Annotated in this window: 22 protein-coding genes and 2 pseudogenes; 14 read left to right on the forward strand and 10 right to left on the reverse strand. The window is 40.0% G+C overall.

Annotation, left to right across the window (positions count from 1 at the left end; all coding sequences use genetic code 11):
- Positions 1 to 3: 3 nt before the first annotated feature.
- The 5 genes and pseudogenes from THETH_RS07560 to THETH_RS07580 form a co-directional block, all read right to left on the reverse strand.
- Positions 4 to 741 carry a queuosine precursor transporter gene (locus THETH_RS07560; protein WP_013932761.1) on the reverse strand — a complete coding sequence of 246 codons (738 nt, stop codon included), beginning with the start codon at positions 739 to 741 and terminating at the stop codon, positions 4 to 6.
- A 148-nt stretch (positions 742 to 889) separates the two neighbouring features.
- Positions 890 to 2,296, reverse strand: coding sequence for a sodium-dependent transporter (locus THETH_RS07565; protein WP_013932762.1), 1,407 nt, complete (start codon positions 2,294 to 2,296; stop codon positions 890 to 892).
- 382 nt (positions 2,297 to 2,678) lie between these two features.
- A complete protein-coding gene (locus tag THETH_RS07570; RefSeq protein WP_013931582.1) occupies positions 2,679 to 2,966 on the reverse strand; it encodes a hypothetical protein in 288 nt (95 codons plus the stop codon).
- Between the two features lie 261 nt (positions 2,967 to 3,227).
- A complete protein-coding gene (locus THETH_RS07575) occupies positions 3,228 to 3,719 on the reverse strand; it encodes a hypothetical protein (RefSeq protein WP_013932763.1) in 492 nt (163 codons plus the stop codon).
- A gap of 2 nt (positions 3,720 to 3,721) precedes the next feature.
- Positions 3,722 to 4,492 (reverse strand): annotated as a pseudogene (locus THETH_RS07580) (KaiC domain-containing protein); the annotation flags it as partial.
- Positions 4,493 to 4,815: 323 nt separating this feature from the next.
- Between THETH_RS07580 and THETH_RS07585 the strand changes: the two are divergent.
- A pseudogene (locus THETH_RS07585) lies at positions 4,816 to 5,814 on the forward strand (ROK family transcriptional regulator); the annotation flags it as partial.
- A gap of 38 nt (positions 5,815 to 5,852) precedes the next feature.
- On the opposite strand, the gene THETH_RS10560 reads toward THETH_RS07585, so the two are convergent.
- Positions 5,853 to 6,497, reverse strand: coding sequence for a DDE-type integrase/transposase/recombinase (locus THETH_RS10560; RefSeq protein ID WP_013931788.1), 645 nt, complete (start codon positions 6,495 to 6,497; stop codon positions 5,853 to 5,855).
- Between the two features lie 229 nt (positions 6,498 to 6,726).
- Here THETH_RS10560 and THETH_RS07590 point away from each other — a divergent pair, with 229 nt between their 5' ends.
- The 4 genes from THETH_RS07590 (at position 6,727) to THETH_RS07605 (ending at position 10,626) form a co-directional block, all read left to right on the forward strand.
- Positions 6,727 to 7,953 carry an ABC transporter substrate-binding protein gene (locus THETH_RS07590; protein ID WP_013932766.1) on the forward strand — a complete coding sequence of 409 codons (1,227 nt, stop codon included), beginning with the start codon at positions 6,727 to 6,729 and terminating at the stop codon, positions 7,951 to 7,953.
- A gap of 71 nt (positions 7,954 to 8,024) precedes the next feature.
- Positions 8,025 to 8,924 (forward strand): carbohydrate ABC transporter permease, encoded by a 900-nt coding sequence (locus THETH_RS07595; protein ID WP_013932767.1) that lies wholly within the window; start codon positions 8,025 to 8,027, stop codon positions 8,922 to 8,924.
- Positions 8,921 to 9,763 carry a carbohydrate ABC transporter permease gene (locus tag THETH_RS07600; protein ID WP_013932768.1) on the forward strand — a complete coding sequence of 281 codons (843 nt, stop codon included), beginning with the start codon at positions 8,921 to 8,923 and terminating at the stop codon, positions 9,761 to 9,763. Before THETH_RS07595 ends, THETH_RS07600 begins: the two co-directional genes overlap by 4 nt.
- 119 nt (positions 9,764 to 9,882) lie before the next feature.
- Positions 9,883 to 10,626 carry a tetratricopeptide repeat protein gene (locus THETH_RS07605; RefSeq protein WP_013932769.1) on the forward strand — a complete coding sequence of 248 codons (744 nt, stop codon included), beginning with the start codon at positions 9,883 to 9,885 and terminating at the stop codon, positions 10,624 to 10,626.
- A 41-nt stretch (positions 10,627 to 10,667) separates the two neighbouring features.
- Here the strand turns inward: THETH_RS07605 and THETH_RS07610 are convergent, their stop codons facing one another.
- The 3 genes from THETH_RS07610 to THETH_RS07620 form a co-directional block, all read right to left on the reverse strand.
- Positions 10,668 to 10,877 (reverse strand): DUF2922 domain-containing protein, encoded by a 210-nt coding sequence (locus THETH_RS07610; protein WP_013932770.1) that lies wholly within the window; start codon positions 10,875 to 10,877, stop codon positions 10,668 to 10,670.
- Between the two features lie 16 nt (positions 10,878 to 10,893).
- Entirely contained in the window at positions 10,894 to 11,088 is a 195-nt protein-coding gene (locus THETH_RS07615) for a hypothetical protein (RefSeq protein WP_013932771.1), read from the reverse strand.
- Between the two features lie 212 nt (positions 11,089 to 11,300).
- The gene (locus THETH_RS07620) at positions 11,301 to 12,776 is read right to left on the reverse strand and encodes a phospho-sugar mutase (protein ID WP_013932772.1); all 1,476 of its coding nucleotides are present in this window, start codon (positions 12,774 to 12,776) and stop codon (positions 11,301 to 11,303) included.
- Positions 12,777 to 12,855: 79 nt separating this feature from the next.
- Here THETH_RS07620 and THETH_RS07625 point away from each other — a divergent pair, with 79 nt between their 5' ends.
- From THETH_RS07625 to THETH_RS07645, 5 genes are all read left to right on the forward strand, one after another.
- Positions 12,856 to 14,409 (forward strand): PatB family C-S lyase, encoded by a 1,554-nt coding sequence (locus tag THETH_RS07625; RefSeq protein ID WP_013932773.1) that lies wholly within the window; start codon positions 12,856 to 12,858, stop codon positions 14,407 to 14,409.
- A 104-nt stretch (positions 14,410 to 14,513) separates the two neighbouring features.
- Positions 14,514 to 15,596 carry an NAD/NADP-dependent octopine/nopaline dehydrogenase family protein gene (locus THETH_RS07630; protein WP_013932774.1) on the forward strand — a complete coding sequence of 361 codons (1,083 nt, stop codon included), beginning with the start codon at positions 14,514 to 14,516 and terminating at the stop codon, positions 15,594 to 15,596.
- On the forward strand, positions 15,593 to 16,513 hold the full coding sequence (locus THETH_RS07635; RefSeq protein WP_013932775.1) for a D-alanine--D-alanine ligase family protein: 921 nt from the start codon (positions 15,593 to 15,595) through the stop codon (positions 16,511 to 16,513). Before THETH_RS07630 ends, THETH_RS07635 begins: the two co-directional genes overlap by 4 nt.
- A 21-nt stretch (positions 16,514 to 16,534) precedes the next feature.
- Complete coding sequence (locus THETH_RS07640; RefSeq protein WP_013932776.1) at positions 16,535 to 18,424, forward strand: cobalamin-binding protein; 1,890 nt, start codon at positions 16,535 to 16,537, stop codon at positions 18,422 to 18,424.
- Between the two features lie 403 nt (positions 18,425 to 18,827).
- Entirely contained in the window at positions 18,828 to 19,382 is a 555-nt protein-coding gene (locus THETH_RS07645; RefSeq protein WP_013932777.1) for a hypothetical protein, read from the forward strand.
- A gap of 49 nt (positions 19,383 to 19,431) precedes the next feature.
- Here THETH_RS07645 and THETH_RS07650 read toward each other — a convergent pair whose 3' ends face one another.
- Positions 19,432 to 20,484 carry a bis-aminopropyl spermidine synthase family protein gene (locus tag THETH_RS07650; protein ID WP_013932778.1) on the reverse strand — a complete coding sequence of 351 codons (1,053 nt, stop codon included), beginning with the start codon at positions 20,482 to 20,484 and terminating at the stop codon, positions 19,432 to 19,434.
- Positions 20,485 to 20,748: 264 nt separating this feature from the next.
- On the opposite strand from THETH_RS07650, the gene THETH_RS07655 reads away from it, so the two are divergent.
- The 4 genes from THETH_RS07655 (at position 20,749) to THETH_RS07670 (ending at position 23,746) form a co-directional block, all read left to right on the forward strand.
- Positions 20,749 to 21,471, forward strand: coding sequence for a PHP domain-containing protein (locus THETH_RS07655; RefSeq protein ID WP_013932779.1), 723 nt, complete (start codon positions 20,749 to 20,751; stop codon positions 21,469 to 21,471).
- A gap of 28 nt (positions 21,472 to 21,499) precedes the next feature.
- Positions 21,500 to 22,411: an L-lactate dehydrogenase gene (locus tag THETH_RS07660; RefSeq protein WP_013932780.1), complete on the forward strand. Its 912-nt coding sequence runs from the start codon at positions 21,500 to 21,502 to the stop codon at positions 22,409 to 22,411.
- A gap of 64 nt (positions 22,412 to 22,475) precedes the next feature.
- Positions 22,476 to 22,718, forward strand: coding sequence for a hypothetical protein (locus tag THETH_RS07665; protein WP_013932781.1), 243 nt, complete (start codon positions 22,476 to 22,478; stop codon positions 22,716 to 22,718).
- Between the two features lie 89 nt (positions 22,719 to 22,807).
- Complete coding sequence (locus THETH_RS07670; protein ID WP_013932782.1) at positions 22,808 to 23,746, forward strand: YbgA family protein; 939 nt, start codon at positions 22,808 to 22,810, stop codon at positions 23,744 to 23,746.
- Positions 23,747 to 23,750: the final 4 nt, after the last annotated feature.

Raw genomic sequence — 23,750 nt, forward strand, 5'->3', positions numbered from 1 at the left:
GGTTCAATTTGCAAGAACTTTGCCCTCTTCGTTCATCGTTGCTCTTCGAATATCATCCTGCACCGTTTTGGATTTTGCCGCGCTTCTAGCCAAGTAAATGAACGGCGTATCAAGGAGTGCTACGATCCATTTGAAAATGTAAGTGGTGAACAGAATTTCCATGAAAGTTCTTGCATCGTACAATCCGACAAAGGCTATCGTGCAGAATACGACGGTGTCAATTGCTTGGGACACCATTGTGGAAAGATTGTTTCTAAGCCAAAGGTGTTTGCCTTTTGTCACCTTTTTCCAAAACTCAAAAGCCCACACATCGTGCATCTGTGCAACAAGATATGCTGTAAGACTTGCGGCGGCAATTCTTGGCATCATGCCAAAAATATATTCTAAATGCGGTGAAGCTGTATCGACAGGGGAGGGTTTCATCAAAATGGCAAACTGCATCACAGCTGTCATCATGATCAAACTTATGAATCCAAGCCAGACGGCTTTTTGCGAATGTTTTTTGCCATAAAATTCAGAAAGAATATCTGTTGCCAAAAAGGTCGTTCCATATATCGCGTTACCAAGGGTTGAAGTTATACCGAAAAGTTCAACGATTTTGAGCACTTCGATGTTGCACAAAACGGTGTTTAAAACAACGTAAGCCATCAAACCCGATCTACCAAACAACCTAAAGATCAACACAGTGCCAGACAAAAGCAGCAAAGCTTGTGCAATCCACAAAAGTTCATTCCAACCCATCTTGATCAATCCCTCCTTGCATGGATAATTTTAAACGTGGTTTGTGAAAATTGAAACAGCAAAACTATGAAAAACAATCGACTAGAAAGAAAAGGTCCCCGGTTTGGGGACCTTCATGGAATTTCTATAACCTTTATAACTTAAACCTTTATAACTTATGCGAGAATATAGCGGCCAAAATCACTATCAAAATTCCAAGGACCATAACAGCAGGTTGATGAGCAGAGATTATTCCTGTCACGGTGATTATACCAATGAGAACAGGTATGACGTACTTGACAAGGTTGTACCACAGCGCAAACGGGAATTTAACCGTTCCATTGTTTGTGACTTCCATATGGATATTCTCTTTTTTAACTACCCAAGTCACAAAGATCGCAACCAAGAGTCCACCTACGGTTAGAAACACTTTATCAGACAAAAGATCGAACAAATCAAAGAACCCAACACCAAGTATGGTGAAACCAGAAAGTACTCCGAGTGACAGCGATGAGAGAATACTCATGAAAAACATGATTGCAGATGAAACTAAAACGGCTTTCTTTCTGTTCCAACCTTTTTGGTCTATGAAATAAGCTGCTGCGACTTCAAGCAATGAAATCGAAGAAGTCAACGCCGCAACAAATAGCGCCAAGAAGAACAGCAAGGAAAAAAGTGGTCCAAAAACGCCAAGTTTTGCAAAAACCTGTGGCACAACAATGAACACAAGACCTGGTCCTGTTGCAGGTTCAACGCCGAATGCAAAAACTGCTGGGAATATTACCAATCCTGCCAAAATAGCTATCAATGTGTCCATAGCGGTAACTACAAAAGCGCTGGCTGGAATGTTTTCCTCTTTCTTTAAATAACTACCGTAGGTTATCATACATCCCATTCCCAAACTGAGTGAAAAGAAAGCTTGACCTAAAGCTGCCAAAAGAACATTTCCATTTATCTTACTAAAATCAGGTTTGAACAAAAATTCAAGTCCTCCACTTGCACCTGGTAAAGTCCAACTTCTCAAACCAATAGCAAGCAAAAGCAAAAGAAGCGAAGGCATCAGAATCTTGTTTGCAAGTTCTATACCCTTGGATATACCACGTGCTACTATGATAACGTTGAATGCAAGGAAAAGAGCCAGCCAGAAAATCGGTTCAACTGGGCTTGTTATGAACTTTCCAAAAGCATCCCTCAAGGTCTCTGCATTTCTCAAAAGCCCAGTAACCGATTTAAACGCGTAAGCCAGCGTCCAACCACCAACGACAGGATAAAAACCCATTATGATAAATGCAGTTAGAAATCCCAAAAATCCAGCAAAAGTCCATCTTTTGCTTATCGATTTGAAAGCGCCAACTGCAGAAAGTTTCGTATACCTTCCAAGCGTAAACTCTGCGACCATAATGCTAAGTCCAACAACAAGCGCAATAAAAAAGTACACAACGATGAAAGCACTACCGCCGTTCATGCCTGCTACGTACGGAAATCTCCAAATGTTTCCAAGACCAACGGCTGAACCTGCCGCTGCCAAGATGAATCCCAGCCTACTCGTCCAGGATTCACGAGCCTTCTCTATCACAGCTTTACCCTCCTTCAAAAGTGCGACGAATTTTTGCAAACACTATTGTAAAAATATGCCGAAAAAATTTTAAAAGGACCTGTCAACTTAAGAAGGAAAACTGCACTAATAGAAGAAATAGAAGAAATGGAAATAGCCACTTAACTATGTCCTCATCCCTCCTCTTGTACCATAACCTGTTTGCGTTAAAAGTATACCATAATTTTTTTCAATAGTGCAACCAATCCGATTGACTTGTTAACTTTTCACCAAACAGGACCTGTCAACTTAAGAAGGAAAACTGCACTAATAGAAGAAATGGAAATAGCCACTTAACTATGTCCTCAGCCTGTACCTTGTTATCCCTATCACGCTCTCAACAAGACTTCTTTCCCCAAACCTCTCATGCTCGTGTTCCCAATATCCCATATTCTTTTTTCTCGCTTCCCAGTACCATGGCCCTTGCTTTGCCTTTCTCTCGTGTCTTACTGACCAACGCATAGATCACTTTCTTCCTCTTAACCTCATTTATGTTCACCTTCATCTCGTCTATAGCTACTACTGCATTGCCTTCTATCTTCTCAGCAAATATCTCTTCTTTCATTCTTGCCCACCATTTCCTCAAGGCTTCATGACTGACTCCAATTATGGCTGCTGCCTTCCTTAATGCAAGTTCATACTTTCGCCTCATGTGGAACTCTTTGTCTTTGAAAAAGGTTTGGTATAATTTGGTATAGGTACTCGGTGATATTTGTTGTTGTAACTTTCATCTTTACGGGAACCTCCTTTCGGTGAGAAGGTTGGTTCCCGTTTATTTTATCTTATTCCCCAGCTTAAGTTGACACCTCCCCTTATAAGTATAAGTTTTTTAAACGTAAGGTTATGAAAATAGTAATACTTATAAGGTAAATCAACAATCTTGACGTAGTTTAAAAATGTTGTTTTAGACTTTTTAATCTAGCAGGTTGGCCAGTTCCTTGATTTTTCCTTTCAAAGTTTCATATTTATTTTCGAGCTCTTTGACTTTTTTTGTCAACTCTTCGTTTTGGCTTCTCAACTTTTCGAATTCCTCTTTTGATACAGCTTCAGCCAAACCGCTTTTGTCAGCTGTCTCAATTGTTTTGAGAAGATCATCTAACTTACCACTTTTGATCAATTCATAGGTTTCTCTGACCAATTCTCCAGCTTTGCTTTCTCCTTTTAAATGTTTTCTTATGGTTTGATCAGTTCTTCCAAGTTCGCGTGCTATTTCGCTTGCCGTCATGCCTGCTTTTTCCCTTGCTATGGCACCGGCTGCGACAGCTAAGCTGTCAACCCAAGTTAACCTTTCGGCAGGATCTCTTATTATTTCCAAAACCTCAGGTCTAAAAAGTGTTGCAAACAAAAGTATGCTTTCAAGTTGGTGAATTTCTTGCCTTCCCGTGGGATTGATTGGTATTTGCATCCTCACTCACCTCCTTGAAGCTTTTCCACACCGGTGTTTTTTAGGATTTTGTCAGAGTGTACAAAGATGCCGTTTGAGGTTATGTCAAAAGGATGTCTTCTCATTGAATGGCTTGTTCCACGCATTTTCCAAACTATGAGTGAACGGTAAAGTTCGCCGTCTATTTCGTCAAGATCAAGCCTTATTATCCCATCAACGCCGTGTTCAACACCAGGTCCACCAAAACCTGTTTCACCCACGCTGATTTGGCTGACGAAAATGCTGGTGCAGCCGGTACCTGCCAAGACCCTTTTAAGTTGAAGAATCGTACTTCTTGCCATCGCGGGTTTGTTGATGTACAAGGTTGTTACTGAATCAACCACAACCCTTTTTGCACCGATATCGCTTATGGCTTGTCTAAGAACATCTATAAACTCACGAACATCTGTTAAATCTTGAACGATGTATTTCTCATACTCTTTGGATTTTCCAACACCAGCGGTGAAAGCGTCTACGAGCGCAAAGATTCCCTTTTCTTCAAAGGGTTTAACATCCCAACCAAACTGTTCCATGTTTTGCCTTACTTGAACTGGATGTTCTTCCAGCGCAACGTAGATGCCAGGTTCTCCGGCTTGTAAACCATTCCACAAAAATTGTTGGCTGAAAATGGTTTTACCCGTTCCTGGTCCCCCACTCAATAGAACAACATTTCTTTCTGGAATACCACCGTGAAGTATTTCATCTAAACCCGGGATCCCTGTCTTGACCTTTTTCATTGCCCATCCCCCCTTTGGGAATCGAGAAGGCTTTCTTCATTTTTATTTTAGCACGCTAAGTGCTTAAAATCAAATTTTTAACAGCCAATTTAATTGTTCCAAGATCGAAAACAGTTATTTTTAGCTAAAAATAAGCAAACGAGTGAAAAAACAAAAGAGAAAAAGCGATTTGGAATGTTTTTCAGGAATAATAGGAAAAATTCAGAGATAGTTTCAGCTATTGGTTCTTTTTTAGTCGTTGCATTTGTATGTTACAAGTGATATAAATGTTTATTGGAAATCTATCTGAGAAAGATAGATAGAGGTATAAAGCCATGTCAAGAAAAATCAACCCCAAATCGATGAAACAGATTAACAAAGCCATCATTCTTCGCAATATCATCGAAACTGGTGCAATGAGTAGAACGGAATTGGCCAAAGCAACAGGCCTTGCAAACAGCGCAGTATGGAGAATAGTACAAGAACTGGAAAACGAAAGTTTAATAGAGAAAAGAAGTTACCTAAAAAAGACAGCAACAAAAGGAGCCGTTGTATACGGTCCATCAAAAAAATTTGCATGTTCAATCATCGTTGATGTCCAAGTCACCCATTCATCAATAGCACTTGGCTTTCTTGACAAAAGTTGGAAAATTATTGAAACTTTTGAAACCAATGGGCTTGAAAGGTTTTTGGAAAAAGTTGATAGGATAATTTCCACGTTATCGACAGATGAAATGGTCAACGTTGACAAAACAATTTTGACGATATCTGTGCCAGGTGTGGTCAATCAAGAAGGACAAATACTGGTTTGCGCACCAAATTTGAACTGGAGCAACGTGAACTTGCTGGAGATCTTTTCGAAGTACGGTTTTAAAGTCATAGCTGAAAACGACGCGAATTTATCGCTGCTTGCAGAGTGGTTCTTTTCACAGGATGTTCGAAGATCAAACAACGCTTTTTTCTTATACTTTGGCGAGGGAATCGGAGGGGCTTTGATAATAAACGGAAAAATCATCAAAGGGAAAAATTTTGCAGCAGGAGAAGTGGGACATAGCATTGTAAATGTCTCGCCTTCGGGATATGTCGAAGTGGAATCGCTTTTGTCAATTTCACAATTGATCGAAAGGTTTGAAAAAGCTTCAAGACAAAAGTTGAGTGGAACGCTAAAAGAAAAATTTGACAGGTTGATTGGAAAATGGCGAGCATCGGACAAGTTAGCAGTAAAACTTGTGGAAGAATTCACCAACGCAATTGCAGTAACTCTTTTGAACATAGGTTACATAGTAAATCCAGACGTTGTAATATTTGGAGGAATTGTGAACAACCTTTGGGAAAATTTAGGACAAATTATTCACAAAAAGCTTCAAAAACTTGATAAGTACAATTTTATCAGGACCTGTCAACTTAAGAAGGAAAACTGCACTAATAGAAGAAATGGAAATAGCCACTTCACTATGTCCTCATCCCTCCTCTTGTACCATAACTTGTTCCTGTTGAAACGCCTCAGCCTGTACCTCGTTATCCCTATCACGCTCTCAACAAGACTCCTCTCCCCAAACCTCTCATGCTCGTGTTCCCAATATCCCATATTCTCTTCGCTCGCTTCCCAGTACCATGGCCCTTTGTCCGTTATTATCCTCAACTTACCTGTCACTCTCTTCTTCACCATCTTCATCACCAAGCTCGCTTTGTCCTTCTCTCGCGTTTTGCTGACCAACGCATAGATCACTTTCTTCCTCTTAACCTCAAACGCTATCCATACATACCAGCAGTAACCGTTTATGTTCACCTTCATCTCGTCTACAGCTACTACTGCATTGCCTTCTATCTTCTCAGCAAATATCTCTTCTTTCATTCTTGCCCACCATTTCCTCAAGGCTTCATGACTGACTCCAATTATGGCTGCTGCCTTCCTTAATGCAAGTCCATAAAAGTACAAAACCAATGCAGATACTTTCGCCTCATGTGGAACTCTTTGTCTTTGAAAAAGGTTTGGTATAATTTGGTATAGGTACTCGGTGATATTTGTTGTTGTAACTTTCATCTTTACGGGAACCTCCTTTCGGTGAGAAGAGTTGGTTCCCGTTTATTTTATCGTATTTCCCGGCTTAAGTTGACACCTCCATTTTATCAAAGATATCAGATTCAGAGACACAATTTTCAAAGAGGTTTCACCATCACTAGTTGGTTGTAACGTTGCGGCGATTGAAAAAGTTTTGTCAAGCGTTTAAAGGTTCGTTTCACATACTGTTTTTAAGGGAGGTGGTATCTTTATGGTGAAGAGGCTTCTTGTGGTATTGCTGGCACTAGTTGTCACACTAGCCGTCGCTTCAAAACTCGAAGTTTTCAGTTGGTGGACAGCAGGAGGAGAAGCAGAAGGACTTCAGGAACTTTTCAACATTTACTCGAAACTGTACCCAGGTGTGGAAATCATCAACGCAACGGTTGCTGGTGGAGCGGGGGCACAAGCAAAAGCTGTTTTGAAAACAAGAATGCTTGGTGGAGATCCTCCCGATACTTTCCAAGTCCATGCTGGACGTGAGTTGATCGACACATGGGTTAAAACCGGCTTCATGGAACCGTTGACAGAACTTTTCATCAGCGAAGGCTGGACAAAAGTTATGCCAAAAGGAATTCTTGATATCATCAGTTACAACGGCGAGTATTGGTCTGTCCCAGTCAACATCCACAGGGCAAATGTTCTTTGGTACAACAAAACCATCTTTGAAAAGTACGGGTTGAAACCCCCAAAGACCTTCGATGAATTCTTCGATGTTGCTGAAAAACTCAAAGCCAAGGGAATAATACCTCTTGCTTTTGGAACAAAAGACGGTTGGGAAGCAGCACACGTTTTTGAAACAGTTCTCATAGGAACACTTGGCGCAGAGGGTTACAGAGGACTTTGGACCGGTAAAACAAAATGGTCAGACCCAAGGGTTACACAAGCGCTTGAAATCTTTGCAAAAATGTTGAAGTACGTGAACCCAGATCATGCTGCTAGAACTTGGGATGAAGCTTGTGCACTCATCGTGGAAGGAAAGGCTGCCATGAACATAATGGGGGACTGGGCTGCAGGTTATTTCATGGCAAAAGGCTTTGAAGATTTCGGTTGGACACTTGCACCAAACAACGAAGGCATATTCGATGCACTTTCAGACAGCTTTGGTTTGCCTAAAGGCGCAAAGAACAGAGAGAATGTCATAGCGTTCTTGAAAGTTCTAGGTTCAAAGGAAGGACAGGAAGCGTTCAACATCAAGAAAGGTTCTATTCCAGCAAGAACAGATGTTAACAAAGACTTGTTCCCAGCATATCAAAAATCGGCCATGGAAGATTGGTTGAAGCATGAAATTGTTCCAAGCGTCATGCACGGAGCAGCTGCACCTGAAAGTTGGGTCACGGAATTCAAAGATGTCATAGCGCTGTTTGTTGCAAGGCCGGATGTTAAAACAACCCAAAAAGCTTTGATCAGCATAGCAAGGTTGCACGGCATGCCAGAGTAAAAGTTTCAGTTATAACCAAGGGGGGTTGCTTGCCCCCTTGGTTTTAAAATCAGCAGTTTGGGAGGTTGTCTATGAGAATTACAAAAAGTAAGGATAGAATTTTAGCCATTTTATTTATACTTCCATCCATAGCTTTGGTTGCCATATTTGTATACATGTTTATAGGTTGGACAGGATTTGTTTCGTTAGTGAACTGGAGAGATATTCATCCGGATTTTACTTTCGTTGGACTTGCAAATTACAAAAGACTGTTTCAACACTTTCGGTTTATCGTATCGATGAAAAACACAGCTATTTTTACGGCACTCTTTTTGTCTTCAAGCATAGTTATAGGTTTATTGCTAGCCATTTTGCTTGACAGAAAAGTTCGATTTGAATGGGTTTTTCGAACTATTTATCTTTTTCCCATGTCGATATCCTTTGTTGTAACAGGGGTTGTTTGGAGATGGATATTAAACCCAGGGCCAGGAATTGAAAGCGTTGGGTTGAATTACCTTCTTGAAAAAATTGGACTTGGATTTTTGAAAAGTGGTTGGTACACAGACCCAAGGATTGGAATAAAAGCAGTTGTCATAGCTGCAACTTGGCAGATGTCTGGTTATGTGATGGCAATGTATTTAGCTGGAATAAGGGGAATACCCACGGAACTTTATGAAGCAGCGCAATTGGATGGAGCCACTACTTTTCAAGTCTATAGGTACGTGGTTTTACCTTTGTTAAAACCCATAACCCTTGGGGCAATAATCGTTCTTGGACATATATCTTTAAAAATTTTTGATTTGGTTTTTGCTATGACTGGTAGTGGAATAGGATTTTCATGCGATGTACCAGCTTTGTTCATGTACGATACAACCTTTAGGGGAAATTATTTCTCACAAGGTGCGGCAATAGCCATTGTTCTGCTTGCATTTGTAGCGGCTTTGATTATTCCATACCTAATCTATGGAATGAAAACGGAGGTTCAAAGATGAGCTGGAAAAGAATTCTGCTTTATGTTGTCCTTATACTTTTTGCAATCTACTATTTGATGCCGGTGTACGTCCTATTGGTCACAAGCATGAAGGATTTTAAGGAAGTAAGTCTTAGGGGAATGTGGAATCCCCCAAAATCGATCAGTTTTCAAAGCTTTGTTCAAGCGTGGAAGGGTGATCCACGAAGAGGTCTAAGAGGACTTTCTCAAAATTTCATGAACAGTGTTTATCTAGTTGTTCCAGCTACTTTGATTTCAGCTTTCCTAGGTTCAATGAACGGTTACGTTTTGACAAAATGGAAGTTCAAAGGAGCCGATGTTGTATTTCCAATTTTGCTGTTTGGAATGTTCATACCATATCAAAGCATATTGATACCGCTTGTTCAGTTTTTGCAAAAAACCAGATTGTACGGATCGATACCAGGGCTAATACTCGTTCACTGCGTTTATGGGATACCAATAACAACTCTCATATTCAGAAATTATTATTCGACGATTCCAACATCCATAATCGAAGCATCTAAAATAGACGGTGCAGGATTTTTGAGAATATACACAAACATCGTTCTTCCCGTTTCGATGCCAGCTTTTGCCGTGGTGATGATTTGGCAATTCACCTCGATATGGAACGATTTTCTGTTTGGACTTGTGGTGACACCAAATCCCGCCGTTCAACCAATAACCGTTGCGCTGAACAACCTTGCCGGAAGTTATTTTGTCGAATGGAACATCCAAATGGCAGGAGCTTTGATCACAGCCTTGCCAACGTTGCTTGTCTACATATTCCTTGGAAGATTCTTCATGAGAGGACTTTTGGCGGGAAGTTTAGCTGGAACTTAGTCATGTTATCCACCTTGTATTGAATGAAAAAGGTTTAAAAAAGGTTTAAAAGGTCATTTGTGAAAAAATCAATGGCATAATATTTTTAGAACCCAAAATTTTTAAGGGGGAATAAAAATATGAAATTCGGATTTGCTTTGGCTTTTGTTTTGCTTTCAATAGTTGTTTTCGCTCAACCTATTTTTCAAATTTCAGACCACGAAAAAGCTGAAGAACTTTTTGTTGAGTTTAGAAAAGTTCGAGATGCAGAAGGAATGAGGCAACTTATCGACTTTTTGGAAAATCTTGATGGACTTTTTGAGGATCCAAAGCTTTTGACTCTTTTAGCCGACGCTCTTGTTGAGTATGGAGATTGGGGAGCAGAGGAAAAGGAAAAAGAAAGGATTTTTGAAAGGGCAAGAAAGTACGCTGAAAAGGCCATAGCGTTAGACCCGGAGAATGGAAGGGCTTACTATGTAGCTGGCGCGGCAATTGGAAGGCTTGCTCAGTACAGGGGAATCATCGTCAGCTTGTTCATGCTTGGAGATTTTGACAAGTACATGAACAAGGCGGTAGAACTTTTGGACGATCCACTTTATAAATCTTTCGCACTTATAGCTTTGGGAATGCGTTATAGAGACGTTCCCTGGCCTTTGAACGATTACAAAGAATCCGAAAAGAAGTTTTTCGAAGCTCTTAAGTACACGCCGAACTTTCCAAACATCTATCTTGAACTTGGATTTTTGTATTTGAAAACAAAGCAAACCCAAAAAGCGATTGAAATGTTTGAAAAGGTTATAAGCAGCGAGCCTCATCCTCTTCTTTTGGCAATTCATGAAGAAGCAATTAAAACTGCGAAGGAAGAGCTTGAAAAGTTAAAATAAAAAGCAAAAAGCCCCCGCGTGTGCGGGGGCAAAGGTTCAAATTAAAGAAGATTGAAAAATTCATCCGTCGTCGTTTCCACTATCGCAGCCCTGTCTTTCACATACCCTTCCGGTAAGGCCTTTTGTTCTATAAGCCGGTCCATAACCTGACTCACATACTCTGCCGTCAAACCTTCCTTCGGCTCAGGTATCACTATCCTCCTTCTTTTCCCATCCAAAGTGTTTACAAAGTCAAGCAAAAGTCTTTTCATCCTTTACCTCCTTTCATCAATAAACCTGTTCGACTATGACCATGTGTGCTTCTAAGGCTGTGTACTTTGTCAATGAATCAAGAAGTTGAACTATTTGTTCGCAGTTTTGAGCTGTCGCTTCGTCGGATGTCACAAGTGCTGTTCTTCTTCGAATAGGTCTTGCGTTTTGGCCTAATTCGCCTGTGTCATAGACTATGCGCAGCTGTTTCATGCTCAGCCTCCTTTCAAAAGTTTGTTTTCCTCAGACAGCGCTGTCCATTAATACAGTATACGAAAGTGGATTGAAGGAAGAATATGAAAAAGCACACCTATAAGCTTTGAAGAAACTCTTGGCTTTTGAAAACCTTTAAGCCAAGGGCTTTGGGGAATCTTAGACAGTTAAAACTTTTTGTCGAAACAGATTTGCAAAGGAAAGTTAAAAATTCAAGTGGTTTGCCTTATCAACGTTTCAGCGGTTTCTTTGAGTTTTTCGATATTTTTCAACGCCTGTTGTTTATTCTCTGCAACGGCCATGGCGTAGACTTTGAGTTTTGGTTCTGTTCCAGACGGTCGAATGAAGAGTTTTCCAAAGGTAAAGTCGAGTCTGATCGTTTCGTTTGGAAGAACGTTTTCATATCCTTTGGAATAATCGATGATCCTTATAAGTTGGGGGAAATTGTCTATGTTTTTTAGCTTTTCATACAGTTTCAAAGCCTCTTGAACATCTTTCAAAGAATAGTTCAAAAGTTCTTCGATGTAATAACCGTATTTCGAGCGAAGCTCTTCAAGCTTTTCCAAAAAGTCGTAGTGTTTGAAAGCGATGGCTATCAGCGCAGAAGCGATGACTCCATCTTTGTCCCTGGCATGGTCTCCTAGCAGATATCCACAGCTTTCCTCAAACCCAAACAAGAATTTCTTTTCAGGATGTTTTTCTATGTAGTCTCCTATGAATTTAAATCCAGTTGGAGTTTCAACAAGTTCGACTTTCCTTTCAAGGCACATTGGTCTAACCATGTCGGTTGTGACTATGGTTTTCACAATGTAAGAACTATCCGGAATTTGATAAGCCGTTTTTTCAAACCTAAGGGCAGTCAAAAGAACTCCAACTTCGTTTCCAGTGAGCCTTTGACCTTTGTAAACAACCCCGACTCTGTCGCAGTCTGGATCGGTTGCTATTCCCAAGTTTATGTTGTTTTCCAAACAAGTTTTTTCAAGCAACCACAAAGCAACAGGTTCTTCGGGATTTGGTGTTTGCACAGTTGGAAAGCCGCCATCCTGAATCATTTGCTTTTCAACTGTAAAAACTTCACATTCAAGCTTTTTCAAAAGCGCTGGCACAGGTTTTGCCCCAGTTCCGTGAAGTGGGGTGTAGGCTATTTTCAAACCAGAAAGATCGACTGCTTTCTCCCCAAATTCTTGAACAAGTGTTTCAAAGCATTTTTCGACGAATTTTTCCAAAATCGTCTGATCAGGCTTTGTAATTTTTCCCTTTTTGCTGCTAGTACAACCTTTTTCAGGAGCGTTTTTGACGTATTCTGCAAGTACATCCGTGATCTGGGGGACAGCCTGTACACCGTTTGAGGAATATACTTTGTAGCCGTTGTACTGCGGTGGGTTGTGGCTGGCTGTTATGACAACGCCAAGGTCTGTCTTTAGATACCTTACCGCAAAAGAAAGCACAGGGGTCGGAGTCGGTTCTGCAAAAAGAAAAACATCTATACCGCAGTTTGAAAATGCGTTGGCTGCGATTTCGGCAAATTTTTCCGAGTTCAACCTGGTGTCGTAGGCTATGACGACAGATTTAAGGTTGTTGTCCTTCATGTAATTGCTTACACCAACGCTGACAGTCCAAACCAGTTTTTCATCGAATTCGCCTGGTTTCATTATTCCGCGAATCCCGCCGGTTCCAAAGAGGATCATAAATCGTCCTCCTTTTGTTTGTCTTCAAGTAATATACTACTATAGTTGTAGACTCTCTTTTGCCAAGGAGGAAAAGAGAATGGTGGATAGAAGAAAAACCTCTTCGGTGAAATGGGATATGATATTGAAACTCCACGGTGAGGACGTTCTGCCTTTGTGGATTGCGGACATGGACTTTGAAAGCTGTCCGGCGCTGGTTGAAGCGCTCAAGAAGAGGGCGGAACATGGTATTTTCGGCTACACTTTCAAAGATGAAGATTATTACAAAACGATAATGGATTGGTATCTGAAAAGATATGGTGTAAAGATTAAAAGAGAATGGATTGTGGATGGACCGGGTGTTATACCGATGCTCGCACTGCTTTTAAACGCTTTGACTGAACCTGGCGATAAAGTGATGATCCAACCGCCGGTTTATCCACCTTTTTTCCGTTTGATCGCCTCAAACGGAAGGATAATCGTTGAAAACAGGTTGAAAAAAGATGGAATGTACTATACGATGGATTTTGAAGATTTGGAAAGCAAAATAGATGAGAAAACCAAGATGTTGATTCTTTGTAATCCACACAACCCAGTTGGAAGAGTTTGGAAAAAAGAAGAACTCGAAAGGTTGGTCGAGATAGTCAGAAAACACAACCTTGTTCTTGTGAGCGATGAAATTCATGGTGACATCGTTTATACAGGGCATAAGTTTGTGAGTATTTTGAACTTCGGCTACGATAAAGCGATTGTCTTGAATTCAGCTGGAAAAACTTTCAACGTTCCAGGTTTGACAAATTCCTACGGTATAATAAAGGATGAACATTTGAGAAACATTTACAACGTTTGGCTAGCCAGGTTTGAATTGACAAACGTGAATATCTTTGGAATGGAGGCTTTGAAGGTCGCTTACAGTGAATGCGAACGCTGGGTGGACGAACTTCTTCAGATCCTTGAAAAAAACAGAAATTTCGCAGTTGATTTTATAAAAAAACAGATGCCACTTTTAGATTGCACCACTCCGGAAGGAACCTTCCTTTTGTGGATAGACTGCGGCAAGACAAAACTTGAGAATCCACAGAAATTCTTTTTGGAAAAGGCAAGGGTTTATTTGAACGATGGTAGTGCTTTTGGGGATCCTTTGTGTGTGAGACTTAACTTTGCAACTTCGTTTGAGATTTTGTCCGAAGCTTTAAAAAGGATGAAAAAAGCCTACGATGAGCAGATGGAATTTTTGGTTTTAAGAAGCGATTCAAAAGAGTTTGAGAAATGTCTGAAAATCCGTGAAGAAGTTTTCGTGAAAGAACAAGGAATAGACAAAAGCCTCGAGGTAGATGGAAAAGACCAAGAGGCTTTGCACTATCTTTTAAAGCACTTTTCAATACCTGTTGCAACAGCTAGAAGTCGCAAGATTGAGGAAGACACCTACAAGATCGAAAGAGTCGCCGTTTTAAAAGAATACAGAAAGCTTGGTTATGGAAAAACGATCATGAACAAGATCGAAGAATATCTGATGCAAAAAGGCGCAAAAAAGTTTGTTTTAAATTCTCAACTTTGGATTGCTGGTTTTTATGAAAGACTTGGCTATGAAAAGGTGGGGGAAATCTTTGAGGAAGCCGGTATACCACATGTGAGGATGCAAAAAATGGTTTAAGGTTTTTTAAGCAAACGATTTGTCACAAAAGTTACAACACTTGACAAGATAATGTTTTGTATGTTATTTTATAACAGCAAAATTTTCTCAAAGGAGTGAAATTTATGAAAATTTGCGTAATTGGCGCTGGAAATGGCGGGCAGGCTTTGGCTGCTTTTCTTGCTTTAAGAGGTCACGATGTGGCTTTGTACAACAGAAGCGAATGGAGAATTGCTCCAATAATAAAAACAAGGAAAATAAAAGTTGAAGGCGAAATCAACGCAACTGCACAGATTTCCTTTGCTACGACGGATATTGCAGAAGCCATGAAAGATAGAGAACTGATAATGGTTGTTTTACCCGCAAACGCTCACAGGGAAATTGCCACAAAGATGGCTCCGCATCTAAAGGATGGACAGGTTGTTGTTTTAAATCCAGGAAGAACAGCTGGCGCTTTAGAATTTTACAACGTTTTAAAGGAATTAAACGTTAAAAAGGATATCACTATAGCCGAAGCTCAGACTTTCATATTCGCTTCGCGCATGTCGAACCCAGGCGTTGTCAGGATATTTCGCATCAAAAACGCTGTTCCAGTGGCTGCGTTGCCTTCGACTAAGAACCCTCAGCTTGAGAGGACTTTGATAAAGGTTATGCCTGAGTTTGAAATAGTCGAAAGCACTCTTTACACGAGTTTCAACAACATAGGTGCTGTTTTCCACCCCGCAACGATAATTTTAAACGCGGGATGGGTTGAGACGACTTTTGGAAAGTTTGAATTTTACTTTGAAGGTATCAGCAAATCTGTTGCAAAAGTGCTTGAAGCTATCGATTTTGAAAGATGTGAAATCGCAAGAAAATTTGGAATAGAGCCGATGACAGCAGTTCAATGGCTTGCTTACGCTTACGATGTCAGAGGCTCAGATCTTTACGAGGCAATACACAAAAACGAAGGATACCGAGGAATACAGGCTCCGACAAGTCTTGATAATCGATACATAACCGAGGACGTTCCAACGAGTTTGGTCCCGCTTTCTGCCTTTGGAAAGCTTGTAAACGTCCCAACTCCAACGATAGATTCCATAATTCAAATTGCCTCCGTGATAATGGGGGTAGACTATTTCAAAGAGGGTAGAAACTTTGAAAGACTACACCTTGAAGGTAAAACTGTTGAGCAAGTTAAACGCATCATGGAAAGAGGTGAAGAATGATCAAGGTCGCAGTTGTTTTTGACATGGTTAACCTTGATGAAGAAAGAAAAAGAATGATTGACGCAGTTGCAAGTGCTTTGAGTAAAAAATTCGAGGTGGAAAAACTCCCGTTTGACGATGATTTTGTCAAAAAGGTCAAAAAATTCGACGCGGTTTTCAATTTGTCAACCGCGTACAAACAAATTCATGTTCCTGCGATTTTAGACGTTTTGAACATACCATACACTGGTTCAGATGCGCTGGCTCATGCCCTTTGCATAGATAAGGTTATAACAAAGACGATCCTTGTTCAAAACAACGTTCCAACCCCAGAGTTTGTCGCCGTTGAGGTGGGACAGCTTCCACCGCAGATCGATTTTTACCCAGCCATAGTCAAACCTTCGAGGCAGGGAAGCGCAAAGGGAATCCATGCAGATTCGGTTGTTCACAACTACGACGAGCTTTGTAGAATTGTCAAAAGGGTTCACGAACAGTTCAACGAACCTGCTTTGGTTGAAAAGTTCATAGAAGGAAAGGAATTGAGCGTTGGCATCGTTGCTGGTGAAGTCCTTCCAATACTCGAGATAGATTTTTCAGAACTTGGAGAAGGTTTGGAAAGGTTTTATTCCTACAGGGTTAAACACTACTACGGGGATAAAACAAAATATTACTGCCCAGCAAGGATCGATGAAACTGTTAGGAAAAAGATAGAGTTTTACGCCAAAAGAGCTTTTGAAGCTTTGAGACTCAAAAACTACGCGAGGATGGATTTAAGACTCAAGGATGACGAGATTTACTTTCTTGAGGTCAACTCTTTGCCAATGCTCACACCAGGTTATTCTGACATTATCAAAATGGCCGAAGCAACTGGCTACAGCTACGATGAGCTTATACTCAAAATATTCGAAGACGGTGTGATGAAATGCTTTGGTACTTGAAACTTTTTGGAGGTAATTTTTATGTCAAACAAGATAAAGTACGGTTTTGTAAAACCTTACAACGATGCCCACACACTTGGTTTGACAACGGTTGCAGAACTTTTGAAAGATTGCGGCTACGATGTGTTGATAGCCGATGAGAAGGTTTCAAAGGCGATTACAGATTACAAAGATGAAAGGCAAAGAAAAGTTGTAACCGAATGGATCAGGCAAAATGGTGTCACAAGGGTTGGTTTTAGTTACAGACTAGATCCAATTGATGCTTTCAACATGGTCAGCTACATTATCTTGCAGATGAAAAAAGAAAGGATGTTCAAGTTTCAAGGTGGCCAAGTTGAACTTGTCTTTTTCGGTGGGCTTCCTAAGGCCTGCGAACTGATAGAAAAGGAATTTGAAGGATTGGTTATCACTTTCAAAGGAGCCGAGTCTGCAAGTGAAACTTTGTTGAAAATGGGTGTTCCTCCTTCAAAAATATCGAAGGATATCGTTGAGGCTGCGAAATACGATGAGATGCTTTTGCAGTTTGGAAAAGAAGTTATCGATTCACAGGAGTATTTGAAGTATCCACCGCCGAACAGGGCTACCTACGAAGAATTTGGCACAAAGAAAGACACGGTTGTGAAAAGACTCGATGCAAACATGAAAGACAACTTTGAACCGTTGATAAGAGCCCACGTTGGACCATATCGAGCCGAGCTGAAGCGAGAAGAAGCGGTGCAAGAATTCATTTCTTGGTGTAAGATTCTTGCAAAATCGAATTATTTGGACATACTCTCCATAGGTACTTCACAACTTACACAGTCGAATTTCGGTGAAGATTGGACGGGTTTACCAAACGGTGGAGGAGTTCCCATAAACTCACCTGAGGAGTTCAGGATGGTTTGGGAAGCTTCAAGACCGATGCTTGTGAGAACTTATGCGGGAACAAAGAATATCCTGTGGCTTGCGAAAATGTACGAAGAAACTATAAACATATGCTGGCATGCTCTTTCGCTTTGGTGGTTCAACAAATTGGACGGAAGAGGACCATATGATCTTTACACGAATTTGAAAGAACACATTGAAACTATCAAATACATCGCAACGACGAACAAACCTTTTGAAGCGAACGTTCCGCACCATTTTGCATTCAGGGGAGCTGACGACGTAACGTATATCGTTTCGGCATACCTTTCCGCAAAACTTGCAAAAAAGCTTGGAATAAAAACCTTCATCCTCCAGAACATGCTCAACACTCCAAGATCAACTTGGGGAGTACAGGACTTGGCAAAATCTAGGGCGATGCTCAAACTTGTTAGAACCTTGGAGGATGAAAATTTCAGGGTAATACTTCAACCACGAGCAGGACTTGATTATTTCAAACCAGACCTTTACGAAGCGAAGATACAACTTGCTGCTGTAACAGCGTTGATGGATGACATAGAACCTTACAACGAGTCAAGTCCACCGATAATACACGTCGTAAGCTATTCTGAAGCAGTTCACCTTGCAACACCGGATGTCATAATTGAAAGCATTCAGATAACACATCATGCACTTCAAAAGTACAGAGAACTTAAACGAAAGGGAAAAGTCGACGACATGGGAAAGAACGAGGATGTAAAACAAAGAATGGAAGAACTTTACAACGACGCTGTAAAGTTGATAAACGCAGTTGAAGAAATCATTCCGGATCTTTACACACCTGAGGGCTTTTACAAAGTCTTTGCAGCGGGATTTTTGCCCGTACCGTATCTTTGGCTGGAGGTTGAAGAGTTCAAGCACGCCAAAAATTGGAAAACAAAGTTTGTAAAAGGCGGCGTGAAAGTGGTTGACGACGAAGGCAAACCAATGCCGATCGAAAAGAGAATAGAAATCGCAAAAAGTCATCTGCCGGATGCCGAGTACAACTTGAAAAATCTAAGCCTTTAGCAATTTGATTATAGTATCTGTCCAAAGTGCAGGCTTTCCATTTGCCAAAGTTGAGTTAAGCAAAACTTCCATCAAAAAGCTTGCCAGAAAGCCAAGTTGCCTTTTAAAAGCCTTCTATAGTTAGTTTCACTGGTTTTGTGTGTTGAATTATTTGCGCTAAAAATTCTATTTGCTTTCTTGTCAGACAAGAACAGCAGTTTATTTATTCCAACTATGCAAATGATGCAATTATTGGCATGATCAAAAGATTTCATCATAAAAAGCATGCTCAAAAGTTTCCTAAAGTAAGATGAAAGCTGAAGATGGGAAAGCTTATTCTCAAGTTCTATTTTAAATTAGAGTTTGATTAAAAACAGCAGCTACAACGACCTTATGGGGGGACAATATATACGGAGGTGGTAATATGAAGAAATTCTTGGCAATCTTATTAGTGGTGATACTTGCTTCAACGGTTGTGCTTGCTGCTCCAATGATGAAAGTTAAGTCTTTCGGCCCAGGTTATGGTCCTGTCAAACCATGGTTTGGATGGCAAGCTCGAGAAGAACTTAGGTTCCAGGAAAAGGAACAGCTAAAAGAAAGGGCAAGAGAAACTTTGAAAGAAATGTACAAAAAAGCTTTTGAAACAGGAAAACTTACGAAAGAGCAAGCTCAGCAAATTTTGAACATAATCAACGAAGCAAAGGAAAAGTTGAATGCGCTGCAGAAAGAATTTGAAGAACTCAGACAAAAAGCTAGCAAGATGACTTTGAACGAATACCGCAACGCTGTTCGAGAGTTGAATCAAAAAAGAGCCGAAATCACGAAAGAAGCAGCTCAAAAAATAGGAGATATCGTAACGGTTGAACAACTAGAGCTTTTAAGAAGTCAGTTGCGATTTACTTTTAAAAAATGCTATGTCCCAACTTTGAACTTTTTCGATGAAGTAATTTTAAAAGCGCTTGAAGAATATGCAAAGTGAAAAAACAATGCTTTGATAATTTTTAGCGCCGGTGCAATGCCGGCGCTTTTTATGTTGTAGAGCTTTCGTCATCGTCATAAAGTTCTTGGTTTGCGGTAACTTCTTCTTTGTAACCTTTTGAGCTTTCAACTGTTTGAATTCTAAAGAAATAACTTTTGTACCAGTTATATTCAGGGACGCTTTTGACTGGTACAAGTTTCCATCCCCTGGTTTGCTGAATGTAATCCCAGTTGACATATTCGTTGAAGTTTCTGATTATGTCAGTTATCACAACCTGAAATTCTTCTATGAGAATTCTTTGGATCTTTTGCCACTTGTCCACGGAACTTTCCATTTTTGTCAAGCCAAAATATCCCGCACATCCAGGACCTTTCAACATTGCAATCCCTCTTCCTATGAAAGCCCTTATTGCGTCAATAGTCTCTGGTGGATCAGTTATGAAAGTATCGAACTTTTTTGAAAATTCTTCCGGTAGAGGTTTTCTAAGATCAAAGGTCAATATTTCAACATTTGTACATCCAAGCTTTTCTGCGACTCTTTCTATAAATCTTGTAAGCCTTGAGTCTATGTCGAGAACGGAAATTTTCTTTGGGAGTTTTGACAGCATCAAAGCAACACTTGTGAGATCGTCATCACCCAAAACGAAGATTTCTTTGTTTTCAACATCACCACGCGAATGCATGAACACAACCCTGGCCACGGTCGTTTCAGGCGTTACATAAGCTTGGTCAAATTCATGCTTTGGTTCAGGTCTATCTTTCGCAATTTCCGTGAATCTTCTAAGAAGGTCTTTAAATTCATCAAGATCAACGGTTTTTCCTTTACAATGCTTACAAGTAAAATCTTTCTTGCTCGTTATTCTAAATTCTTTAAGCAGTTCCTTGCCTTTCTTGGTCAATTCAATCCCTTCGTTCAACTTTACATATCCTTTTTCTGAAAGAACGTTGATAACGGCCATAACAAGAGGGAAGGGTTCTTCACTTAAATCTGCTATTTTCCAAGGATCATTCGAAGTGCAAAGAGCGCTCAAAATATTTTCAACTTTTCTTTCATAAATAGGTATACTGGTTCTTTGCCTAACTCTTTCTACAATCTCTCTCATTCTGCATCCCTCCTTTTTGCGGCATCATTTGCCAAAGTTGTTTCCTTAACTTGTACCACATCATAACATAATACCATATTTAAAAAGATGACTCAAATGTGAGATTTAAACTTTTGTAAACAATGTTTTGCGTTTATTACTCTCAAAACATCAGATTGAAAATGGTTTTGGTAGGTCCATGGTAAAATAAAAAACGCTAACCACTCATGAGTTTGTTTTGAAGCGAAAAGCAAATGTTTCTGAAGGGAAAGAGAGGTGCTTTTTATGCTTACAGATTACCATATACACAGCAATTTTTCTTTAGATTGTAAATCCTCAATTTCTGAAATTGTTCTTGCATGTCGAGAAAAGGGAATAACAAGTTTCATAATAACGGATCATTACGAGGTATCAACCAAGGATGTGTGGAAAGATTGGGTGTTCAATGTTGATGAGTACAAAAAGCAGATGGAAAAATATTCTCTGCCAGTTGGGATAGAACTTGGTTGGGACGGTATTGCGCCGATTAACATAGATCTTGAAATATTCGACTACGTGCTTCTTTCACACCACGATTTGGATGAGCCGGTTACTAAAGAAAGCTATGTTAAATATCTTGAAAGACTTAACAAATTAATTCGTAAAATCGATCATTTTCATTGCTTGGCTCATTTGGATTTTCCAAGAAGGTACAACAAAGACTACGAACCGTTTTCAAAAGATACCTACGATTTGATCAAGGAAATATTGAAATATTTGATCGAAGAAGGAAAATTTCTTGAGGTAAATACACGTTCGATAAGTATGTTTGGCGAGCCAAATCCAAGTGTGGAGATTTTGAAACTTTATAGAGAGCTTGGTGGTGAAATGATTACACTTGGTTCAGATGCGCATTACATAGAAAACATTGGGTTGGGGATACAGCAGGGACTTGAGATGATCAAAAGCGTGGGTTTTAGATACATGATGGTTTTCAACAACGGTTGGGAGGCTGTTGAGTTGAAATAAGAACGTTGAATTGGAAAGGAGGTTTTTCATGAAGTTAAGCATTTACGGAGCAGGAAGGGTTGGTGCAACAACTGCTTTTGCAATACTTGAAAAGCGATTGTTTGATGAAATTGTTTTAGTGGACATCAACAAAAGTCTTGCTGAAGGCGAGGCTATGGATTTGCTTCACTCAACACCTTTTTTGAAAAGGACGATCATTCGTTCTGGAAATGCCGAGGATATAACTGGCAGCGATGTCATAATAATTACCGCTGGAGCGTCTCAAAAAGAAGGTGAGACCAGATTACAGCTTCTTGATCGAAACGTTGGCATAATTCAAAAGATAGCAGATGAAATAAAACAATATTCACCGCAGAGCATCGTGATAAATGTCACAAATCCTGTGGATGTACTCACCTATGTCTTGTGGAAAAGATTGGAAACAGATTCAGCAAAAGTCTTGGGAACCGGTACTATCTTGGACACAGCACGCTTGAGATCTTTAATAGGTATTAATTGCCAGGTTTCACCAGTTAGTGTTCACGCATATGTGATAGGAGAACATGGTGATTCAGAGGTAGTTGCTTGGTCAGCCGCTACAATTGGAGGAGTTAAGATTAAAGAATTTTGTAATTGTTGTGATCGAAAAAATTGTTTAGGTTTAGAAAAAATAGAAGAAGAAGTAAGAAATGCTGCCTACGAAATAATAAAACGAAAAGGTGCGACAAATTACGCAATTGCACAAGCAACTGCTAATTTTGTTGAAAGCATACTAAAAGATGAACAAAGAGTCTGGACTCCCTCGGTATTGTACGAAGATATCTACATAGGTTATCCAGCCATAGTGGGGCGACAAGGTGTACAACGAATAATTCCTCTTCAGTTATCAAGGGAGGAAGAGCAGAAATTCATTCACTCGTGTGAGATAATAAGAAACACGCTGAGGCAATTGAAGGCTTAGCGATGTGGTAGCTTTTTGAGGAGGAAAATCACATGATATTCTGTTGCTTTTATGGGAGTGGAGTATGAACTTCAAAACGAAGTTAATCGTAGGTGGTTCGCTGCTTGTGGGTAGCTGGATCTTAGTTGTTTTGATGTTTTTGGGGATAATACCGTTGTCTTTTGTCTTGAGCTTTGTCATCTATGGAGCTTCCGTTGCAGGCTTGTTCATAGGTATGTTGGGTGTTTTCGAATACGTTAGAATCCAGCGAGCAAGAGGAAAAAAGAATGATGAAGACGACGAAAATAGGATCGACAAAATGTTTTGAGCTATTTAGTGTTAATTGAAAGGGGTTGCCTTGGCAACCCTTTTTTCATTTGATATATTTGTGTATCATAAAACATGGGGGGATTTCATGTGAATTTTGAAAAACCCATCTTGGTGCTGAGTGCCTGTTTGGACCTTCAGCCAGTCAGATACAACGGTCAATTAGTGAAAGATGAGTTTGTTTTGAAGTTGAGAGATTTTTGTCAAGTTATAACAGTTTGTCCAGAAGTTTCAATTGGACTTGGAGTACCTAGGGAAAAAATCATCGTGTACGTTGAAGATGGCATTTATAAAGTTTCCCAGCCAGCAACTGGAAGGGATTTGACAAATGAACTGAACGACTTTGCCGAAAAATTTATAGAAAATTTGAAAGAAGTAGATGGCTTTTTGCTGAAGAGCAAATCACCTTCCTGCGGGGTTTCAAACACGTTGGTTTACAAAGATTCTCAAGGTTTGTTTTTCCACAGCAAAGGCAAAGGACTTTTTGCGATGAAGGTTTTGAAGACTTTTCCACTTGTTCCAGTAGAAGATGAAGGAAGGTTGAAAAATCCTTCTATAAAGGACCATTTTCTCACAAGGCTTTTTTCGCTCGCACACTGGAGGGTTTTCAGCAAACAGGTTAACAGCATAAAAGATCTTTACGAATTTCACAGAAGGTACAAGTATCTGCTCATGGTTCACAGCCAGCAGATGTTGAGAAAAATGGGAAAGCTTTTGGCAAATTACAGCAAAGAACAAGATTTGCAAAAGATTGTAAATGAGTATGGTGAAATGTTTAAGTTGGCTCTTTGCAAAAAGCCAACGGTTGGTAGTCACATCAACGTTATGATGCACATTTTTGGGCATTTTTCAGACTTTATCAACCAATCTGAAAAAAGGCATTTTTTGAACGTATTGCAAAAACTTAGAGAAGGAAAAATTCCCATCACCGTCCCAAGGGAAATTCTCAGAAGTTGGGCATATAGATTTGACGATAAATACGTGCTTTCACAAGTTTACTTGAATCCATACCCGCAGGAGTTGGAATAGAAAT

This window comes from Pseudothermotoga thermarum DSM 5069 (genome assembly GCF_000217815.1).
GTDB lineage: Bacteria > Thermotogota > Thermotogae > Thermotogales > DSM-5069 > Pseudothermotoga > Pseudothermotoga thermarum.

What these genes read in the sequence shown, in the direction of transcription:
- THETH_RS07560 (WP_013932761.1), bottom strand. Translation starts at nt 741, where the DNA reads ATGGGTTGGAATGAACTTTTGTGGATTGCACAAGCTTTGCTGCTTTTG.
- THETH_RS07570 (WP_013931582.1), bottom strand. Translation starts at nt 2,966, where the DNA reads ATGAGGCGAAAGTATGAACTTGCATTAAGGAAGGCAGCAGCCATAATT.
- THETH_RS07575 (WP_013932763.1), bottom strand. Translation starts at nt 3,719, where the DNA reads ATGCAAATACCAATCAATCCCACGGGAAGGCAAGAAATTCACCAACTT.
- THETH_RS10560 (WP_013931788.1), bottom strand. Translation starts at nt 6,497, where the DNA reads ATGAAAGTTACAACAACAAATATCACCGAGTACCTATACCAAATTATA.
- THETH_RS07590 (WP_013932766.1), top strand. Translation starts at nt 6,727, where the DNA reads ATGGTGAAGAGGCTTCTTGTGGTATTGCTGGCACTAGTTGTCACACTA.
- THETH_RS07595 (WP_013932767.1), top strand. Translation starts at nt 8,025, where the DNA reads ATGAGAATTACAAAAAGTAAGGATAGAATTTTAGCCATTTTATTTATA.
- THETH_RS07600 (WP_013932768.1), top strand. Translation starts at nt 8,921, where the DNA reads ATGAGCTGGAAAAGAATTCTGCTTTATGTTGTCCTTATACTTTTTGCA.
- THETH_RS07605 (WP_013932769.1), top strand. Translation starts at nt 9,883, where the DNA reads ATGAAATTCGGATTTGCTTTGGCTTTTGTTTTGCTTTCAATAGTTGTT.
- THETH_RS07610 (WP_013932770.1), bottom strand. Translation starts at nt 10,877, where the DNA reads ATGAAAAGACTTTTGCTTGACTTTGTAAACACTTTGGATGGGAAAAGA.
- THETH_RS07615 (WP_013932771.1), bottom strand. Translation starts at nt 11,088, where the DNA reads ATGAAACAGCTGCGCATAGTCTATGACACAGGCGAATTAGGCCAAAAC.
- THETH_RS07620 (WP_013932772.1), bottom strand. Translation starts at nt 12,776, where the DNA reads ATGATCCTCTTTGGAACCGGCGGGATTCGCGGAATAATGAAACCAGGC.
- THETH_RS07625 (WP_013932773.1), top strand. Translation starts at nt 12,856, where the DNA reads ATGGTGGATAGAAGAAAAACCTCTTCGGTGAAATGGGATATGATATTG.
- THETH_RS07630 (WP_013932774.1), top strand. Translation starts at nt 14,514, where the DNA reads ATGAAAATTTGCGTAATTGGCGCTGGAAATGGCGGGCAGGCTTTGGCT.
- THETH_RS07635 (WP_013932775.1), top strand. Translation starts at nt 15,593, where the DNA reads ATGATCAAGGTCGCAGTTGTTTTTGACATGGTTAACCTTGATGAAGAA.
- THETH_RS07640 (WP_013932776.1), top strand. Translation starts at nt 16,535, where the DNA reads ATGTCAAACAAGATAAAGTACGGTTTTGTAAAACCTTACAACGATGCC.
- THETH_RS07645 (WP_013932777.1), top strand. Translation starts at nt 18,828, where the DNA reads ATGAAGAAATTCTTGGCAATCTTATTAGTGGTGATACTTGCTTCAACG.
- THETH_RS07650 (WP_013932778.1), bottom strand. Translation starts at nt 20,484, where the DNA reads ATGAGAGAGATTGTAGAAAGAGTTAGGCAAAGAACCAGTATACCTATT.
- THETH_RS07655 (WP_013932779.1), top strand. Translation starts at nt 20,749, where the DNA reads ATGCTTACAGATTACCATATACACAGCAATTTTTCTTTAGATTGTAAA.
- THETH_RS07660 (WP_013932780.1), top strand. Translation starts at nt 21,500, where the DNA reads ATGAAGTTAAGCATTTACGGAGCAGGAAGGGTTGGTGCAACAACTGCT.
- THETH_RS07665 (WP_013932781.1), top strand. Translation starts at nt 22,476, where the DNA reads ATGAACTTCAAAACGAAGTTAATCGTAGGTGGTTCGCTGCTTGTGGGT.